The sequence below is a fragment of the Mesorhizobium sp. M7A.F.Ca.CA.002.09.1.1 genome (assembly GCF_003998555.1).
In the GTDB taxonomy this organism is placed as follows: domain Bacteria; phylum Pseudomonadota; class Alphaproteobacteria; order Rhizobiales; family Rhizobiaceae; genus Mesorhizobium; species Mesorhizobium ciceri.
Genome location: NZ_RZRR01000994.1, coordinates 1 through 1899 on the forward strand (window position 1 = coordinate 1; position 1899 = coordinate 1899).

The 1899-nt window shown below is 62.3% G+C and carries 2 protein-coding genes; both read right to left on the reverse strand.

Annotation, left to right across the window (positions count from 1 at the left end; all coding sequences use genetic code 11):
- The coding region (locus EN994_RS29365; protein ID WP_164746314.1) for an AMP-binding protein at positions 1-712 on the reverse strand (712 nt) is incomplete at its 3' end.
- A 177-nt stretch (positions 713-889) separates the two neighbouring features.
- Positions 890-1630 carry a GntR family transcriptional regulator gene (locus tag EN994_RS29370; protein WP_024502152.1) on the reverse strand — a complete coding sequence of 247 codons (741 nt, stop codon included), beginning with the start codon at positions 1628-1630 and terminating at the stop codon, positions 890-892.
- Positions 1631-1899 lie beyond the last annotated feature (269 nt).

Below are 1899 nucleotides of genomic sequence, written 5' to 3' on the forward strand. Positions count from 1 at the left end.
AGACGATGCGGGCCGGATCGAACTTCTGCTCGAACAGCATCGAGGCGCCGGCCATCAGGACGACGTTGGTGGCGACGAACAGGCCGTGCGTGTGGAAGATCGGCAATGCGTGGATCAGCACGTCGTCTCCGGTGAAACGCCAGTGCTCGACCAGCACGCGCGCGTTCGAAGCAAGGTTCTCGTGGCTGAGCATGGCGCCTTTCGAACGACCGGTGGTTCCCGACGTGTAGAGGATTGCCGCGAGGTCATCCGGCCCGCGCGCCACGTCATGAAAATCCGTCGGCAGCCGCGAGGCCTGCTCGGTCAGCGATCCCCGGCCATCGCGGCCGAGCGTGACGGTGACGGCGCCCGTCTTTTCCGCCAGCGCGCCGATGTCGGCCGCTCTTGCCGGATCGCAGACGACCAGGCGTGGTTCCGCGTCGCCGAAGAAATACTCCAGCTCAGCCAGCGTGTAGGCGGTGTTGAGCGGCAGGAAGACGGCGCCGGCGCGCAGGCAGGCGAGATAGAGCATGACCGCTTCCGGGCTCTTCTCGACCTGCACGGCAACGCGGTCACCGGGCTCGACATCCAGTTGCAGGAGCGCATGCGCAAGCTGCGCCGAGCGGGCCAGCATATCGCCATAGGTGATCGAGCGGCCATCATCGGTTTCCATCAGCAAGCGCGCTGGCGCCGGCATCCGGGACCGGAACGCATCGAACAGATGATTGCTCATGAAGACTTCCCTGGGGTGCTGCGGCGCTGAGCATGCGCCTGTCGCGGCATGCCTCGGCGGCGAGAGTTCGCGGTTCTTGGCCGCGCCGTCAAGCCCGCCGACAGCGGTTCACGCCGGCCGCGCCGACGCAGGTTGCGTGCAAGAAACGAGCACAAGAGACCCGCCAGGAAACGACTGCTATCGCCGAGCGCGTTTGCCGGCGATTTCTTTCGTTTCCTCGTCCTGCTCGAAGCGCTTCATGCACATGGCCGCAGTCAACCGGTAGTGGTTGAGCAGGGCCTCGACGGCACCGTCGGCATTGCCGTCGAGGGCACATTCGGCGATCAGACGATGCTCGCCGAAATCGTCGCGCTGGACGCCTTCGCCATCATTGGCCATTTGCCGGTAGCGATAGGCGTGATCGGAGAGCTGGTCGCAAAAGCCCACCAGCCATTGCGACCGGCAGGCCGAAATCAGCACCCTGTGGAAGATGCGATGCAGCCTCTCCCAATCGGGATTGAGCGAGAAGAGATTCTGCGGTGCCAGACGTGACGCGCGTCCCAGGCGATGCAGCGCCAGCACGAGCTGTTCTTCCCATTCGGCGGTGCGGTGGGTGATGGATTCGCGAAGCGCTCGCTCCTCGAGCCAGCAGCGGGTGCGCGTCAGCTCCTCGAGTTCCGAGGCGCTGACCGGCATGATGAAGAAGCCGCGCTGGTCGTGCCGGCCGAGAAGCCCTTCCGAGGCGAGGCGATTGAGGGCTTCGCGGACAGGCGAGGCGCCGGCTCCATATTTGGAGACCACCCACTCGACCCGCAGCTTGCTCTCGGCTTCAAGGACACCGCCGAGAAGATCGTCCCGCAATTGCTGATAGACCGTAGTGGCAAGCGTGCTCTTCGGTCCGGCAGCGTCGTCGTTCAGATTGGCAGCTCCGTATGTCAAAGCGACTCCTTGTCCCCAGGACTTGTCCCGGGCGATCCGAAAGCATTCGCCTTCTCGTACTTGTACCATACAGGGCGAAGATTCGCCTGCTCAAGCAGAAGATCACGTTATTGTACTTTAGCACAAAGGAATATGCGGCATTTCGGAGTTCAATGCTGTAATTCCGCGCTTTTTCACAACCTGCGGGCACTTAACATGTTTTGTATGCACGCAGGAGAACCTGTTCTTTTTGTTCTTTTGTATTCGTGCGAGATCAACTGTCTGCTTTG